Origin of the sequence: Mesorhizobium sp. B2-3-12 (genome assembly GCF_006442205.1) — a bacterium.
Classification (GTDB): Bacteria; Pseudomonadota; Alphaproteobacteria; order Rhizobiales; family Rhizobiaceae; genus Mesorhizobium.
Map to the genome: position 1 here is coordinate 630,481 of NZ_VFVR01000001.1, position 15,814 is coordinate 646,294.

Sequence of the window (15,814 nt, forward strand, 5' to 3'; positions counted from 1 at the left end):
TGGCAAGGCGGCGGCGCTCGGCGCCACCGCAAAGTGCCCAAGGGTTGACCGTCAATTCGCCACGGCGCTGGTGTCGGCCAGCGTGGCGACGTCGGGCGCCTCCTTGATCAGACCCATCTGCAGCAGCAACTCGCCGGCGGTCTTGGAAAAGTCCTGGAACTCCTTGGTGAAGAACGTCTTGTTCTCGGCCTTGTCGGCCCATTTCAGATACTTCGCCGAATCCTCGAATTCCTTGGCCGACTGCTTCACGTCGGCGCCCATGATCTCGTAGGATTTCTGTGGATCCTTCTTGATCAGGTCGAGCGCGTCGAAATAACTGTCGGCCAGTGCCTTGGCGGCGTCGGGATTGGCCCTGAGGAATTCGGGCGTGCAGCCGACCGTGTCGAGAACCATGGGATAGTCGAGCGTGGTCGCCAGGATATGGCCCTGGTCGGCCTTATCGCGCACGGCCGAGATGAAGGGCTCGTAGGTGACCGCCGCATCGTTCTGGCCGGCGAGGAAGGCTTGCGCCGCCGCGTCGGGCTCGAGATTGACGACCGTCACGTCCTTGGTCGACATGCCGTTCTTGTTCAGCACCCAGGCCAGCATGAAATAGGGCGACGTTCCCGGGGCGGAGGACGCCACGTTCTTGCCCTTGAGATCGGCGACGGTCTTGATGTCGTTGCGCACCACGATGCCGTCGGCGCCATAGGATTTGTCGAGCTGGAAAATCTGCTTGGTGGTCACCCCGCTGGCGTTCCAGACCAGCCATGTCTCGACCGTGGTGGCGGCGCATTGCAGGTCGCCGCTGGCTATGGCGAGCGGACGACTGGCCTGCGGCACCTTTTTCAAGGTCACGTCGAGGCCATGCTTCTCGAACAGCCCCGCCTGCTTGGCAAGCGTCAGCGGCGCGAAGCCGGTCCAGCCGCTGATGCCGATGGTGAGTGATGTGGCGGCCATGGCCGGCGCGGACAAGCCCGCGGCAAGTGTCAATGTCCCGGCAAGGACGGCGATCCTGTTCATATCGGTTCCCCTTTTGTTTCTCTGGGGCAAATTGTTCACAGACGCCAATCGGCTTGTCAATCAACAGGAACGTGTTCGGCGACACCGGCAGCACGCGGTAACCTGGTTTGGAATTGCTCTAGCGGCTGTCCGGCATCCAGTTGCGGTTGCGCCACATTTTCTCGCCGATCTCGCAGTCGGTGGCCGGCTTGTCCTGCGCCAGCACCACCGGCGGATGATCCGCCTCCTCCGCCGCCCATAGCGGTGACGCCGGGCCGGCAAGCTCCAGCACCAGCTTGCGGCGGATGGCTTCGGGAAATTGCGTCCAGTCGTTGACCGGGATCATGAAGGCGCCGGGGCCGCCGATAACGCAGTCGCTGTAGTAGCGGTCGAGATCGTTGACATCATAGACGCCGGAAAAGCCGCCGCGGGTCATCAGCGGCAGGCCGTTGATGACGATGCCTTGCCTGACCACCGCGTCACGGGTGAGATTGACCGGCCCGCCCTGGTTGTTTGGCCCGTCGCCCGAAATGTCGATGACGCGCTTGGTTCCCTGGTAGCCGCTTTCGGCGAAAAGGTCGCTGCCGAACTCCAGCGCGCCGGAGATCGAGGTGCGCCGCGCGCTGTTGGGTGGCTGGGCCGACAATTGCGCCACCACCCGCTCCGCGTCGGCCCGCGTCGCGATCACCGTCCACGGCACGATGACCCGTTGCCAGCTGGTACCAGCCCATTCGACATAGGTGACGGCGATCTTGCCATAGGCGCCATCGGCGATCGCCTGCAGCACATTGTCATGCGTCAGCGCTGCCGCGTAGCCGTGACGCTGGATCTCGAGTTCGTCCGCCGACATCGACAGCGAAACGTCGACCGCCAGCACCAGCTCGACGTCGACCGGCTCGTCGGCGCGGGATCCCGGCACCAGCCAGAGCGTCAGCGCCAGGGCAGCGCAGCCGGAAAGCAGATGTCTTGCGCGGGGGAAAGCAGACATTCCGCGAGGGTAAGCGAAAACAGCCCGGTTAAAAAGACAAAAGCCCGGCTCCAAACCAGGCTTTTGCGATCAGTCCATTATTCCACCGGGCAAATCAGCTCCGCGGCTTCAGATTCTCCGGATCGTAGAGCGGCTTGTAGCCGACACCGGCGACTTCAACCGGATAGGTCTCGCCAAAATACTCGACATTCAGTTTGCGGCCCTCCTGCGCATAGGCCCAGGGCAGATAGGCGAGCGCTATGTTCTTGCCGATGGTCGGGCCATAGGCGACCGATGTGGTGAAGGAACGGCGGCCAAGTTCGTCGACCAGCGTTTCTCCGCTCTGGGGGTCGATCACCGGCATGATGCCGACGGGATAACGGGCAACACCCTTGGAATCCGTATTCTCGGTCATCACCAGCGTGCACAGCATGGCCGGCTGATTTGCGCGTTCGCGGTATTCGACATGCTTGGCCTTGCCGCAGAAATCATTCTCCTTGACCTTCGGCCGGGCGAGATCGGCTTCCAGCAGATTGTACTCGGTCAACAGGTCGGCATTCTGCAGCCGCAGGCTCTTCTCCATGCGGCGCGTGTTGGCGTAGGTCTCGACGCCGAACGGCATCACGCCGGTCGAGCGCAGCGCGTCCCAGACGGCCAGACCATCCTCGTAGCGCATATGCAGCTCCCAGCCCTGCTCGCCGACATAGGAGATACGGAAGGCGGTGACATCCTTGCCGCCGATGCGGACCGACTTGATCGCCGCGAATGGAAAATTCTCCGGCGAAAGTCCATCCGGGTTCTCGACCACCTTCTGCAAGGTGGTGCGGGCGTTCGGCCCCCATATCCCGATGGTGACGTACTTCTCGGTCACATCGGTGATGGTGACGTCGAACCCTTTGTCCTGCGCGGTGCGCTGCATGTAGCGGAAGTCGCGCGGCCCGGCGTCGGCGCCGTCGATCAGCCGGCAGCGATCGGCCATGCGGATCACGGTGAAGTCGGCGCGCACCATGCCTTCCTCGTCGAGGAAGTGGGTGTAGATGCCCTTGCCGATATTGTTGTCGCCGCCGATCTTGGCCGCGCACAGCCATTCCAGCAGCGCGACATGGTCGGGTCCCTCGATGTCATACATCGAGAAATGCGAGAGGTTGACGATGCCGCAATCCTCGCTCATCGCCAGATGCTCGGCGTTGGACACCCGCCAGAAATGGCGGTTGTCCCACTCGTTCTCGCGCACCGGTACCCGGTTGCCGTATTTTTCCAGCAGATGCTCGTTGGCGGCGTAGCCGTGGGCGCGCTCCCAGCCGCCGAGTTCCATGAAATAGCCGCCGAGTTCCTTCTCGCGCTCCCAGAAGGGCGAGCGCCTGATGTTGCGGGCCTTGGAGAAAGGTTCGCGCGGATGCACCGCCGGATTGTAGACCTTCATCGCCGTTTCGGTGCAGCGATCCCAGATGAACTGTTCCTTGGTCTGGTGCGGGTAGAAACGCGCATAATCGATGGCGTGGTGGTCGATCGCGGTGCGGCCGTCGGTCATCCAGTCGGCGATCAGCTTGCCCATGCCAGGGCCGTCCTTGACCCAGATGGCGACGGCGTACCAGAGACCCCTCACCTTCTGGCTCTCGCCCATCGACGGCCCGCCATCGGCGGTCACCTGCAGCAAGCCGTTGAAGGAATGGCCTTCATTGTAGCCGAGTTCGCCCAGGATCGGCGTCAGCTCCATGGCGCGTTCGAGCGGCGCCAGGATCTGCTCCATGTCGAGATCGCGCTGCGACGGCGACAGCCGCGCCTGGTCCTTCTCAAGCAGATCGCGCGGGTGGCAGAGACGCGGATTGGTCTCTTCGTAATAGCCCCACTCGATCTGGCCGCCCTCGGCGGTCTTGGGGTCGCCGGTGTCGCGCATATAGGCCGAGTTGCCCTGGTCGCGCAGCAGCGGCCAGCCGATCTCCTTGCCGGTGCCGGCGAACTCGGTGTAGGGCCCGAAGAATGTCAACGGATGGTCGATTGGCATGACCGGCAGGTCCTCGCCGACCATCTCGGCGATCAGCCGCCCCCAGATGCCGGCACAGACGACGACATAGTCGGCCTCGATCGTGCCGCGGTCGGTCACCACGGCGCTGATGCGGCCGTCCTTGACGACAAGCGACTTCGCAGGCGTGTTGGCGAAGGATTTGAGCTTGCCCGAGGCTTCCGCCTGATCGACCAGCTTGCCGGCAACCGTCTGGGAGCGCGGGATGACGAGGCCGGCGTCCGGATCCCACAGGCCGCCCTGCACCAGATCCTGTTCGATGAGCGGGAATTTTTCCTTGATCTCGGCGGGCTCGATCAGGCGTGCGCGGGTGCCGAAGGCCTTGGCCGAAGCGATCTTGCGCTTGATCTCGTCCATACGCCCGTTGTCGCCGACGCGGGCGACCTCGAGGCCGCCGACACGCGCGTAATAGCCCATCTTCTCGTAGAAATCGATGGAGTAGAGCGTGGTCCAGCAGGACAGGAAATCGTGGCTGGTGGTGTAGCAGAAGTCCGACGCATGCGCGGTCGAGCCGATATCGGTCGGGATGCCGGACTTGTCGATGCCGACAATGTCGGTCCAGCCGCGTTCGATCAGATGATGGGCGATCGACGCGCCCACGATGCCGCCGAGGCCAATGATGACGACCTTCGCCTTTTTCGGAAACTCTGCCATTGCCCGCGACTCCAAGTGCTGTTGCGGGCGGCGTCGGCGCCCGTTTGATCGGCGCACAATATGCAGGCGGCGGGCACGGCGCTACCGCCTGTTTGCGACACGCCGCAGGTGCGGCGCGACCCGTCATAAATCAGGGAAAACGGCTGCCTGTCAGGCGAACGCCCAGACATCCTCGGCCTGGAAACCGACCTGGTAGCCCGCCGTCTTCAGCTTGACCACGACCTGGCCGATTTCTGCCGCTGGCAAAGCGCCGACCTCGACCTTGATCATGCCGGGACGATAACGCTTCAGGTCGACCTGTTCGAAGACGATCCAGTCGGCGCCTTCGCAATCGACGAGGAAGGCGTCGATGTGGCTGATGCCGTTGCGGTCGAGCAATGTCTGCAACGTCTCCGACGGCACCTCGATGTCTTTCAGATGCGGCGCGAACTTGTTGAAGTTGGCGTCGGCCTCGCCCCAGGCATTCTTGCCGGACATCAAATTGGTGTCGGTCACCGATGAGCAGCCAATGAATTCGATCGGCAGCGTGCCGGCCTCCAGCGCCGCGGCATCGAAAGTATGGACGGTGATCGTGCCCCTGGTTTTCGTCACCGCCACCGGCTCGATGATGAAACGCCCGGTATCGGGATAGTTGGCGCGCAGCCGCTTCTGATTGTAGGGGATCGGCTCGACCAGCATGGCGCGGGCTTTTGGAATGCGGTGCAGCCAAGGCGTCACGTCATCGAACAGCGCGCCGTCGCAGGCGCCGACATTGACCATCTGGAATGGCCGGCCGCCGCCGCCGAAGCGTGCCTTAAGCGCCGCCTTGGCCAGGAACTTGGTGCCGCGCAGCGACGGCCCGCGATCGAGCAAGCCGGCTGGAAGGCCAAGCGACAGGGCAATGCGCGCCAGATTGGAAACCGAACTCATGATTTGTCTCCTGATAGGACGTGCAAGGCGGCGCGGTGCTGGCCGCGAGTGACCGCTGCCCACAACGCCATGAAGGGTGGTGCCAGCAGCAGGAATGGCGGGATCAGATGCGGGAAATAGATGCGCGTATCGTGGATCGGGAAGACGGTGAATTTGGCCAGCGCGCCGAGCACCAGCGCCGCGAACAGGATGCCGGCGCGGCGGTCGAGGCGGAAGCCGGCGCGGCCGGCCGCGAACCAGCCGGCCAGCGCCAGCACCGAAACCCCGACCCAGCTGTTCAGGTTGACGGCGCGCAGCAGCGATGCGGCGAACGCCTTGAGATAGGCGATAAGCGAAAACGCCGGCTCGAACCCGTCCATGTCGTAGTGTTGCTCGATGCTGGAGAACCACAGATGCGGCCACCAGCCTGGATGATGAGCCCAGTGCGAAATGGCGAAATACGCGACGAAAGACGCGGCGAAACCGGCCAGCGCGCCCCAGGCCTTCTGCCGGAAGGCGACCAGCAATATCGCGAAAATCGCAAGGAAAACAATATTGTCCGGCCGCACCATGAAGGCCAGGAAGAGCAGGATGGCCGTTGCCGCCTCGCGGCCTCGGACATAGGCATAGAGACCACCCAGCAAGAGAGCTGACGTGAGCAGGTCCGGTGTCGAAGCGCGCGCGGCGTCGCCGAAATCGGCCATGATCAGAACCGCGCCGATCACTGGCGCCAAGGCCAAGGCCTTTTCCCCGCGCAGCCAGAGCAATGTGATGGCACCAAACAGGAGCACCGAGAACACCTGCACCAGACGCATCGCCGCGACCGGCGCCATCACCGCGCTTAGCGTCGACAGGATCTCGGCGTAGAGAAACTTGATCCGGTACATGCCGAGCAGCGAATGGAAGTCGGCCGCATTCTCAGCCATTTGGCTGCGGAAGCCGCCGCCATCGTCGGTCAGCGCCTTGTAATCGCCGGCCGAGACACCCGATTTGACGGTGTCGTAGGCATAGTCATGCAGCGCCTGGGCATCGGGGTAGGTGCCCTCCTCCGATATGGCGAGATAGGGCAGCATGTCCCAGTTGGCGTCGGGCATCACCCAGGCCGTGAACGCCGTCAAAAGGATATAGAGCGCGAAGGCCGCCGCGCCGATCGGAGCCGCTAGCCGCGCATAGGTCCCCTCGCCCCACGCCAGACCGGCCTCGACGAGCCGGTCGAGTGGATTTTGCGGAGTGGGCGACTTGGTCAGCATGACGGTGTTCCGCAAACCTCGTTAACGGACCTGGCTTTTGACGAAGTCCTTCACGATCGACACGATGCCGCGCGACAACAGGCTGTCGAAGGCGTCGACGAAGCGGTCGACATGTTCGCGCTGGCAGATCAGCGGCGGCTCGAGCCGGATGACGTTACGGTTGTATTCGGTGAAGGCGACGAGCACGTCATAGTCGCGCAACAACAGCGCGCCGACGAAGCCGGACAGCGAGCCCTTGAGCTTGTCGTCGAGCACGCTGACGATGGGGCGCAGCACCATCGGTAAGGTCTGCGAGAAGTCGTGGAACTCCAGGCCGATCATGAAGCCCTTGCCGCGCACGTCCTTGATGATCTTGGGGTATTTTTCCCTGAGCGCCCGCAGGCGTTGCAGCAGATAATCGCCGGTGACGGCGGCGTTGTCGATCAGCCCCTCATCGTAGAGCACGTTGATGCCCTCGATCGCGGTGGCGCACGCCTCGCCCATGCCGCCGAAAGTGGCCATGGCATGGATCATCGCCGTCTTCGGCGTGCCGTAGGCCTTCATGTAGATTTCGCGGCGCGCGATCATCGCACCGACCGCGGCCTTGCCGGCGCCAAGCGATTTGGCCAGTGCCGTCACGTCAGGCACGACGCCATAATGCTCGAAGGCATAGAAGCGACCCGAGCGGCCATAGCCGCACTGGACTTCGTCGGCGACCCACAGCACGCCATACTGGTCGCACAGCGCCCGCAGCTTTTGCCAATACTCAGTCGGCGCCTGGATGATGCCGCCGCCGCCCTGGATGGTTTCGAGCACGATGACGCCGATCTCCGGATCGGTACGGAACAGGCGTTCGACCGCCTCGATGTCGGCAAAGGGAATCCGCACGGTATTGTCGGCCATCTTGAAGTCGGCGCGGTAGAGCTGGCCGTCGGTGATGCCCAGCACACCCTTGGTCTTGCCATGGAAGGAGTTCTCGGCATAGACGATCTTCGGCCGTTTCGGGCCGGCGGCACGCTCGGCGAGCTTCACCGCCGCTTCCATCGCTTCCGAACCGGACGAGCCCAAAAACACCATGTCGAGATCGCCAGGCGAGCACTTCGCGATATTGTGCGCCAATGCCGCCGCGTATTGCGACATGAAGGCGATGGCGATTTCCTGGCGCTTCTCTTCCTGGAACTGCTTCCGCGCCTCGAGGATGCGCTGATGGTTGTGGCCGAAGGCCAGCGAACCGAAGCCGCCGAAGAAGTCGAGAATCTTGCGGCCGTTCTGGTCGATGTAGAACATGCCCTCGGCACGCTCGATCTTGATCTTGTGGAAGCCGAGCAGCTTCATGAAATGCAGTTGGCCGGGGTTGAGATGTGCCTTGAACAGATCCGTCATGCGCGCGACGTCCATCGCCTTGGCCTGCTCGACGCTGATCAGGTCGGGCTTGGCGATGGTGGCGGGCGACAGCGCCGGCGCGCTGACCAGGGTGCGCGCATTCGTCTGCTCGGGTTTGGCCATCACGGTCATTTCAATCTCCTGTCCGCGCTACGACCAGCGTCGTGCGCCATAAAACTGTTTGGCGGGCCGCTATTCGGCGGGCACATGTTTGGCGGCGACGGCGGGACCCGCCTTCTTGGCGCGGTATTCGCTATAGGCGGCGATCAGCATGTCCTCGTCGCGATATTGGGGCACCCAGCCGAGCTGGCGCTCGGCCTTGGACACGTCGAGCACGCAGTCCTCGTCGGCGATCAGATATTGCTCCGGATCCATGATCGGCATGTTCATGAGATCGAGCAGGTCCAGCGTGCGCTTGACCGCCCAGCCTGGCGTGGGCAACAGGATCGACTTCGAACCGGCATGCCGGATCAGGTCGCCAAGCAACTTCTTCACCGGCGGCGGGTTGAGCGAGCCGAGATTATAGGCCTCGTTGGGCACACCGGCCTTCCAGGCGGCGCGGGCGGCTTCGGCGCAGTCGAACACCGAGATGAACTGATAGGGGTTCTTGCCCGAACCGATCATCGGCACCGGAAGGTTCCAATCGATCAGCTTGAACAGTTTTTCCAATATGCCGAGCCGGCCAGGCCCGATGATCAGGCGCGGCCTGAACAGCGAAATCGACATGCCGCGCTTGCGCCATTCGGCGGCCAGTTCCTCGGTCTTCTGCTTCGACCAGCCATATTCGCCGAGCGGCGCGACCGGATGTTCCTCGGTCATCGGCTGGGTGACCGTGTGGCCGTAGATCATGTCGGTCGTGTAGTGGACAAGTTTTGGCGCGCCGGCCTTGTCCATGGCCTGCATGATGTGCTCGGTGCCATGGAAGTTGACCGGGAAGAAGAAGTCATGCCGCTTGGTCCGCACCTGGATCGGCGACAGCATCTTGGCCGACAGATTGTAGACCATGTCGTCCGCCTTCAGCCCGACGGCGGCGACCGACGCGGAATCCGTGACATCGCACTCGATGAAGCGGGCATTGCGGTAATGCGCAAGGTCGCTCTTGACGATATCGGCGACGACGACCTCTTCACCATCCGCCACAAGCTTCGGGGCAAGGTGGCGGCCGACGAAGCCGTCACCGCCGAAAATCACATGTCTCATCGAACGGTCTCGTTTGCAGGGATCTTGTCTGATGTGATGGAAGCGGTCTGGTCCTCATGCCCTCGCCCACTTTGCGCGATCAGCACCGTGCCGACGCAGATGAAGGCGATGCCGGCGATGCGCCAGCCATTGAGATCCTCGCGGAAGACGAAATAGGCGAAGATGGCGACGGCGACGTAAGCCAGGCTGAGGAAGGGATAGGCAAAGGAGAGTTCGACCTTGGACAGCACATAGAGGTGCGAGGCCATCGAAATCACGAAGGTGCACAAGCCAAGGAAGACCCAGGGGCTGAAGACGATCTGCAGCAGCTTGATCAACGGATTGGTGCCCTCGAACGAAATGGGGCCAAGCGACATCATGCCCTGCTTCAGCATGAGCTGCGCAGCGGCATTGGTCATGACCGTAAAGAGAATGAAGACGATATATTTCATTTCAACCCGCCAACCCCGTAATCTCAAGTAATACAAACTTGAAAAGATTTCGTGAACTCACAAGACAATTTTGAGTAAACCTCGACGTTAACCATTCATAAACCATGATCTATTCAACTTTTATCTATTCGGCGGCTTCCGAACCGCGCCGCCCCAGCTCGATGCTCCCGGCGGTGCGCGCCCAGAAATCGGATATGAAGGCGGGGTCGCGCAGGGCTTCCAGCCTCGGCCAGTCCGGGAACGAAGCGGTGAAGGTCGCGGCAGCCATGCGCGCGTCCTTGTAGGGGTTGACCGCGCCCCCAGCTGCGATCGTCATGCGGTCGAGCTCGCCCAGCAGGGCAATCGTCGCCGCGCCCCTGTTGGGGAAATCGAGCGTCAGCGTGTAACCCGGCCTGGGGAACGACAGCAGTGCCGGCGAGCGGGTCGACCCGAAGCGCTTCAGGACGGTGAGGAACGACCCCTGCCGGGCCCGCCGGGCGGCCGCGAGCAGCGCCGGCACGATCGTGCGCGCGGCCTCTTCCGGGACCACGCTCTGATGCTGGAACAGCCCCTTCGGGCCATAAAGCCTGTTCCAGTCGCGCACACCGTCGAGCGGGAAGAAGAAGCCCTGGTATTCGACCTGACGCGGCCCGGTGGCCCTGCCCTTTTTCCACCTGTAGGCGGCATTGAAAGCGGTCAGGAACGGCCGGTTGAGAACGTTGAATGCCGGCTGGAGCGGCACGGAGAATTTCGCGCTGGCACGCGCGGCCGCGTGCGAGCCGTGCTCGGCGTGGTTGCCGGTAAACAGCAGGCCCCGTCCGCTGTGGGGGCCGCCGGCGAGCTGGTCGATCCAGGCGACGGCATATTCATTGGCTTGGTCCGCCGCTTCGGCCAGATCGAAATATTCGCCGAGGTCGCGAAACCGCGTCGTCTTTTCCACGATGTCGAGCGACGGAACCCGCATCAGCCGGATCGAGGCCGACAGGATCAGGCCGGTGAGGCCCATGCCGCCGATGGTCGCCCGGAACAGGCGCGCATTGTCGGTCGCCGAGCAACGATAGGTCCGTCCATCCGACCGCAGCAGCGTAAAGCTCTCCACATGGCACCCGAACGTGCCGCGCCGGTGATGGTTCTTGCCGTGGACATCGTTGGCAATGGCGCCGCCGAGCGTGACGAATTGTGTGCCGGGGACCACGGCCGGGAAGAAGCCATGTGGCGCGGCATAGGCGATGACATCCGCGAGCAGCACACCGGCATCCGCTTCGAGGAGGCCGGTCTCGGCGTTGAAGCCGCGAATGCGGTTCAGGGGTCGCATGTCGATGACCGTGCCGGCCTGGTTCTGGCAGGAATCGCCGTAGGACCGGCCATTGCCATAGGCAAGCAGCGACGCTTGTCTCGCCTGACCGCCCTTCAGCAATGCAATGGCGTCATCGGCATGCATCGTCCTTGCCGCTGGCGGCGTGGCAAGGCCAAAGCTCTGAAAGCGTTCGGCCATGGCTACCAGCCCCCGATGACCAGCAGCACGGCGCCGATCGCCACCACGATCTGACTGCGCCAGTCGCGGATGATGAAGACGACCGGGTCGTCGTGCATTTCGTCGCGGCGCGCCAGGATCCAGACGCGCATGGTGAGATAGAGCACGATCGGCGCCAGCGGCCAGATCAGCCAGGGATGCGGATAGAGTTCGCGCACCGCGACACTGTCCATGTAGAGCGCCAGCACCAGCGCCGAGGAGAAGGCCGAAGCCATGCCGGCCTGGGCAACGATCTCCTGGTCTTCGGTTCGATAGCCGCGGCCGGCAATACGCTCGCCCGGCGGAATGGCGGTGGTGCGCAGTTCGACGAAGCGCTTCACCAGCGCCAGCGACAGGAAAAAGAAGATCGAGAAGGCGAGCAGCCAGAATGAAACGTCGACACCGGTCGCGGCCGCGCCCGCCAGCACACGGACCGTATAGAGACCGGCAAGCGTCAGCACGTCGACCAGAAGCATGCGCTTGAACGACAGCGAATAGGCCGTGGTGACGACCATGTAGCCGCCGAGCACAGCCAGGAATTCAAGCGACAGGAACAGCCCGGTGCCGATGCCGATCGTCAGCAGAACCGCGATCGCGCCAAGGCCGAACGGGATCGACAGGGCACCACTGGCGAATGGCCTGTTGCGTTTGGTGAGATGCTTGCGATCGAGCGCGAGGTCGAAGAAATCATTGAGGATATATATCGCCGACGCCACCGCGCTGAACGAGATGAACGCCAGCAGGCATTCCCAGATCATGCTGGAATTGAAATATTCGTGCGACAGCATCATCGGCACGCCGATCAGCGAGTTCTTCAGCCACTGATGCACCCGCAGCATCTTGACGATGGTCCGCAATGTCGGCTTCGGCGCCGGCATCGTTTCGGCACCATGCGCCGCCTGCCAGCGCGCGGCGTGACGGTCGGGTGCGACGACGATCGCGCTGCGCGCCGCGTCGAAGACCTGGAGGTCATGACGGCTGTTGCCGGCGTAGTCGAAACCGGCATCGCCATAGGCCGCGACGAGCGAGGCTCGCTTCTTGTCCGAAGTGAGATTGTCGAGGCCGTCAGTGGCCAGCACCCGGTCGAAAATGCCGAGATGGACAGCAATGGCATCGGCGAACTTGCGCGGCGTGCCGGTCGCCAGCACGAGCTTGCGGCCTTCGGCGTGCTCGCCGCGGAGCCGGTCGAGCAATGACGCCCGGTAGGGCAGCGTGGCCGGGTCGATGTCGATGCGCTTGGCGATCGCCTGCTTCAGCCGAGCCGGTCCGCCGGCCGCCCAGAACGGCACAAGGAAGAGATAGAGCGGGTTCTTCTTGAGGAGGATGAACAATCCTTCCCACAAAAGATCGGTCGCGATCAGCGTGCCGTCGAGATCGACCGCAAGCGGTATTGCGTTCCTGTCCGACCGCGCATCCATGCCCGTCCTGCCCTGCCCGCGTATGATCCGAAACCGGAACCCCGTTGAGCGCCGTGTTTCGGCGTCTTGGATAGCGGTATAGCGGGGTATGGCCTAGCGAACGTTAAAACGTGCGGTTGCAGACGGCTGCCGCCGGGTATTTCCGGCTTCATTGTTAAGCAACCGCTACCGGAAACGATAAAAGGCCGGACAAATGCCCGGCCTTTCCAACCATGCGACGGAGATTACTTGATGCGGGCGACGCCGCCGGAAATCTCGATCGTTTCCGAACCGGTCAGGGCTTCGAGGTCACCGTTCGGCAAGGTGACGAAGCAGCCATTCTGGCAGAACTCGACGGTTTCACCGCCGGCCAGCGCCAGCTCGGTCTTGCTGCCGCCCTCGGTCACGACCAGCGTGCGGGTCTGGGCGTCCTTGTTGACCGCGCTGGCGGCATGGGCCGAGCCGCTCACGGCGAGCAGGGCCACGGCAGCGACGAGAGACTTCCACATTGCAATATCGGTGTTCCCACCGCCTCTGTTGCATTTCACAAGGCATTCTCGCCTTTGCATGGGAGCTTATATGAGATGGAAGCTGAACCGCAACTGAATGCCGCATTCATGCCGCAATTGGCTTTGGCGGCATGTAGCCGGCAATGTCCAGCCTAATCCGGATCGGGCTTGCGCGTCTTGCGGCCTGATTTGGCCTGGCGTTTCGCCTCGGCCTCGGCTTGCGCCTTGGCCTCTGCCTGTTCGGCGAAATCGGCCTCGATCTTGTCGTCATCGGTCGGCCATGCCACGTGCGTCCTGGCCTCGACGACCGCGCGCGGCGTGGACGGGATTTCGATGTGCTGGTCATCGAATCTTTCCAGCACGGCGAAGCGGACATCGTTCTGTACGACATTGCCGTTCATCACATCGGCCAGGAACACGCGGATCTCGAATTCGAGCGCCGCGGCGCCGAAATTGGAAAACAGCACGAAGGGCTCGGGGTTCTTAAGCACCAGCGGATGGCTGCGCGCGATGTCGAGCAGGACGGCGTGGACCTGTTTGACGTCGCTGCCGTAGGCGACGCCGACCTTGATGTCGATGCGGCCGAGCTTGTTGCGGTGCGTCCAGTTGCCGACGGCATTGTTGATCAGGTTGGAATTGGGCAGGATCACCGACTGCCGCTGGAAGGTCTCGATCTCGGTGGCGCGCACGCTGATCTTCTTGACCGTGCCGCTGACGTCGCCGGCCACGATCCAGTCGCCGACCTTGAACGGCCGCTCGGCCAGCAGGATCAGGCCCGAGACGAAATTCGACACCACGTTCTGCAGGCCAAAGCCGATACCGAGCGAGAGCGCGCCGGCGACCAGCGCCAGGCTGGAGAGATCGATGCCGGCGGCCGAGATGCCGACCAGTGCCGCAAGCGCCACGCCGGCATAGCCGACCGCCAGCCGGATCGAATTGCGCACCCCGGTATCGACCTTGCCGCGCGCCATGACCGAGCCATCCAGCCAGCCCTGGAACCAGCGCGTCAGGAAATAGCCGATGACGAAGACGACGATGCCCGACAGGATGCCGGTGACCGAGATCGTCACCGAACCGATATTGATCCCGGTGGCGAGCTTGTACGCCCATGCCTCGATATCGCCGGGCTGAAAACCCCACATCAAGAGGATCAGCGGCAGGAACACCAGCACGATCATCACGTTGATGGCGATGCTGACGACAAGACCGAGCTGGTCGAGCGCGGTATCCTCGTAGCTGGAATTGGCCGACAGCCAGCGCCCGACCGAGGTGTTGGCGAACGCGCTCTCCTCGCCGATCGCCTGCGCCGACAGGAAGCCGATATAGGCTGTTATCAGCGCGGTGCCGGTGACCACGACCTGCAGCGAGACGAACAGCGCAAGGCCGATATACCCCAGCAGCGCCGCGATGATGGTGAAAAGCCCGAGCCCGAGCGAGGTATAGCGCAGCCATGCCGGCCATGGGCGCCAGCTTCCGTCGCGAGCCTTGAAAGGCCTCAGCATCGCCATCAGGATCAGGATGACGCCGACGATGATGGTGGCGACGAAACTGCGCGCGATGGTCAGCGACAGCGGCGACCCCATCTTGTCATTCACGACCGACAGGAAGGTGTTGAAGCTGATGACCACGGCCATGGCGGTGGTCAGGCGGACCAACCAGCGCGCCGGCCCGGTCTCGACGGGGATGAGACGCCAGTTGGGCAAACGCGGCTCGAGTGCCGCGTTGGTCAGCCGGTTGACGCAGAACACCACGCCGATGACGGTGGCCAAGGCATTGAGGAAGAGGCCAATGTCGCCACGCAACACGTTGTAATAATTGAAAAAGAAGATGGTTGAACCGAGAAAGGCTGCGACCGCCAGAGTCGGCAGCAGGGTCGACCAGAAAGCCACCGACAGGCGGCTGAGATAGGATGGGTCCTCATTCGTGGAGTCGGCCTCGAACACGCGCCCAAACAGGCGCCTCCCGCCGACCAGCAGCACCAGCGCCAGGCCGAGCGCCACGAAGGTTGCCGCCAGGATGGCCTGGAACTTGAACTTGATGGCAAAGCTAAGCCAGGACGACACCGCCTTGTAGAAATTGTCGAACTCGTCGCGCGCGTCGGAAAAGACCTGCGGGCTCAAGGCGTCAGAGAGCACATAGCGTTTGGTCAAAAGATTGCGGAAAAGCGCGCTGCGCATGTTGCCGATCTGGTCGATCAGTCCGCTGATGCGGATCGACAGGGTCTGGGCCTGCGCGATGACCGCGTTGATCTCCGCCTTTTCCGACGTCAGCCCCTCGCGCTCGGCGCTGACGATGTCGGGCTCCGCAGGCTGGCCGGCCGCAGGCGGCGGCCCGAGCTGTTCGAGCCGGCTGTTGATTTCGCCCAGGCGCGTGCGGAAGGCCAATGCACTGTTCAACGATTGCCGTGAAAGTTCCTCCAGTTGCAGCCGGATGTCGACGAGACTGCCGTCGTCCACGCCATCCTGCTGGATCTGCTTCTCGAAATTGTCGGTCTTCGTCGTCAGGCCCTGGATGATCTTCTGCTGGTCGGCGACCAGTCCGGCGGGCGCCTGGCCAACGCCTTGCGCTACCGCCTCGAACGACAGCGGCGCCGAAACGACAAGCGCCAGGACCAGGATGAGGCGAAGCAATCGGAAAAACATGTGGATCGGCGACTCGCG

The 15,814-nt window shown here is 63.0% G+C and carries 12 protein-coding genes; all 12 read right to left on the reverse strand.

What is annotated here, in order from left to right; all coding sequences use genetic code 11:
• Nucleotides 1–51 precede the first annotated feature (51 nt).
• On the reverse strand, nt 52–1,002 hold the full coding sequence (locus tag FJ948_RS03120; RefSeq protein ID WP_140701719.1) for an ABC transporter substrate-binding protein: 951 nt from the start codon (nt 1,000–1,002) through the stop codon (nt 52–54).
• A gap of 118 nt (nt 1,003–1,120) precedes the next feature.
• On the reverse strand, nt 1,121–1,969 hold the full coding sequence (locus tag FJ948_RS03125; RefSeq protein WP_140701720.1) for a DUF1194 domain-containing protein: 849 nt from the start codon (nt 1,967–1,969) through the stop codon (nt 1,121–1,123).
• Between the two features lie 94 nt (nt 1,970–2,063).
• Nucleotides 2,064–4,625, reverse strand: a complete 2,562-nt coding sequence (locus FJ948_RS03130; protein WP_140701721.1) for an FAD-dependent oxidoreductase — start codon at nt 4,623–4,625, stop codon at nt 2,064–2,066.
• A 150-nt stretch (nt 4,626–4,775) separates the two neighbouring features.
• Nucleotides 4,776–5,534, reverse strand: a complete 759-nt coding sequence (locus FJ948_RS03135; RefSeq protein ID WP_140701722.1) for an FkbM family methyltransferase — start codon at nt 5,532–5,534, stop codon at nt 4,776–4,778.
• Complete coding sequence (locus FJ948_RS03140; protein WP_140701723.1) at nt 5,531–6,763, reverse strand: glycosyltransferase 87 family protein; 1,233 nt, start codon at nt 6,761–6,763, stop codon at nt 5,531–5,533. The genes FJ948_RS03135 and FJ948_RS03140 overlap by 4 nt, the downstream gene beginning before the upstream one ends.
• Nucleotides 6,764–6,784: 21 nt before the next feature.
• Entirely contained in the window at nt 6,785–8,248 is a 1,464-nt protein-coding gene (locus FJ948_RS03145; RefSeq protein ID WP_181173565.1) for an aspartate aminotransferase family protein, read from the reverse strand.
• A 69-nt stretch (nt 8,249–8,317) separates the two neighbouring features.
• Nucleotides 8,318–9,325, reverse strand: coding sequence for an NAD(P)-dependent oxidoreductase (locus FJ948_RS03150; protein WP_140701725.1), 1,008 nt, complete (start codon nt 9,323–9,325; stop codon nt 8,318–8,320).
• Nucleotides 9,322–9,756, reverse strand: a complete 435-nt coding sequence (locus FJ948_RS03155; RefSeq protein ID WP_140701726.1) for an EamA family transporter — start codon at nt 9,754–9,756, stop codon at nt 9,322–9,324. The genes FJ948_RS03150 and FJ948_RS03155 overlap by 4 nt, the downstream gene beginning before the upstream one ends.
• A 124-nt stretch (nt 9,757–9,880) precedes the next feature.
• On the reverse strand, nt 9,881–11,176 hold the full coding sequence (locus FJ948_RS03160) for an FAD-binding oxidoreductase (RefSeq protein WP_246677454.1): 1,296 nt from the start codon (nt 11,174–11,176) through the stop codon (nt 9,881–9,883).
• Nucleotides 11,177–11,232: 56 nt separating this feature from the next.
• On the reverse strand, nt 11,233–12,666 hold the full coding sequence (locus FJ948_RS03165; protein WP_140701728.1) for a UbiA family prenyltransferase: 1,434 nt from the start codon (nt 12,664–12,666) through the stop codon (nt 11,233–11,235).
• Between the two features lie 224 nt (nt 12,667–12,890).
• A complete protein-coding gene (locus tag FJ948_RS03170) occupies nt 12,891–13,154 on the reverse strand; it encodes a hypothetical protein (RefSeq protein WP_140701729.1) in 264 nt (87 codons plus the stop codon).
• A 152-nt stretch (nt 13,155–13,306) separates the two neighbouring features.
• Nucleotides 13,307–15,796 carry a mechanosensitive ion channel family protein gene (locus tag FJ948_RS03175; RefSeq protein WP_140702232.1) on the reverse strand — a complete coding sequence of 830 codons (2,490 nt, stop codon included), beginning with the start codon at nt 15,794–15,796 and terminating at the stop codon, nt 13,307–13,309.
• Nucleotides 15,797–15,814: the final 18 nt, after the last annotated feature.

Bases quoted from the DNA above. Each gene is read 5' to 3' on its own strand.
- FJ948_RS03120 (WP_140701719.1), bottom strand. From the start codon at position 1,002: ATGAACAGGATCGCCGTCCTTGCCGGGACATTGACACTTGCCGCGGGC.
- FJ948_RS03125 (WP_140701720.1), bottom strand. From the start codon at position 1,969: ATGTCTGCTTTCCCCCGCGCAAGACATCTGCTTTCCGGCTGCGCTGCC.
- FJ948_RS03130 (WP_140701721.1), bottom strand. From the start codon at position 4,625: ATGGCAGAGTTTCCGAAAAAGGCGAAGGTCGTCATCATTGGCCTCGGC.
- FJ948_RS03135 (WP_140701722.1), bottom strand. From the start codon at position 5,534: ATGAGTTCGGTTTCCAATCTGGCGCGCATTGCCCTGTCGCTTGGCCTT.
- FJ948_RS03140 (WP_140701723.1), bottom strand. From the start codon at position 6,763: ATGCTGACCAAGTCGCCCACTCCGCAAAATCCACTCGACCGGCTCGTC.
- FJ948_RS03145 (WP_181173565.1), bottom strand. From the start codon at position 8,248: ATGGCCAAACCCGAGCAGACGAATGCGCGCACCCTGGTCAGCGCGCCG.
- FJ948_RS03150 (WP_140701725.1), bottom strand. From the start codon at position 9,325: ATGAGACATGTGATTTTCGGCGGTGACGGCTTCGTCGGCCGCCACCTT.
- FJ948_RS03155 (WP_140701726.1), bottom strand. From the start codon at position 9,756: ATGAAATATATCGTCTTCATTCTCTTTACGGTCATGACCAATGCCGCT.
- FJ948_RS03160 (WP_246677454.1), bottom strand. From the start codon at position 11,176: ATGCATGCCGATGACGCCATTGCATTGCTGAAGGGCGGTCAGGCGAGA.
- FJ948_RS03165 (WP_140701728.1), bottom strand. From the start codon at position 12,666: ATGGATGCGCGGTCGGACAGGAACGCAATACCGCTTGCGGTCGATCTC.
- FJ948_RS03170 (WP_140701729.1), bottom strand. From the start codon at position 13,154: ATGTGGAAGTCTCTCGTCGCTGCCGTGGCCCTGCTCGCCGTGAGCGGC.
- FJ948_RS03175 (WP_140702232.1), bottom strand. From the start codon at position 15,796: ATGTTTTTCCGATTGCTTCGCCTCATCCTGGTCCTGGCGCTTGTCGTT.